Here is a 350-nt window from a genome sequence, read left to right on the forward strand (position 1 = left end):
CCGTCGACCTGCTGGTCGTGGGCGGTGGGGTGACGGGGGTGGGGGTCGCGCTCGACGCGGCCTCGCGCGGGTTGAGCGTCGCGCTGGCCGAGGCGCGTGATCTCGCGTTCGGGACCAGCCGGTGGAGCTCGAAACTCGTCCACGGCGGCCTGCGCTACCTCGCCCATGGTGATCTTCCGGTGGCGTGGGAGAGCGCGGTGGAGCGGGACGTCCTGCTGCGGCACACCGCGCCGCATCTCGTCCGGGCGCTGCCCATCGTCACCCCGCTGACCGGCGATCTGTCCAGGCCGGGGGCGACACTGGTGCGGGCCGGGCTCGGTGTCGGTGATGTGCTGCGGCGTGCGGCCGGT

The 350-nt window shown here is 74.3% G+C and carries 1 protein-coding gene; it reads left to right on the top strand.

All coding sequences use genetic code 11. From position 1 onward, the window contains the following. Positions 1-350: FAD-dependent oxidoreductase (locus G6R24_RS21460; protein WP_163550895.1), on the top strand; the 350-nt coding region annotated here is incomplete at both ends.

This window comes from Candidatus Frankia nodulisporulans (assembly GCF_902806475.1).
GTDB classification, from domain to species: Bacteria; Actinomycetota; Actinomycetes; order Frankiales; family Frankiaceae; genus Frankia; species Frankia umida.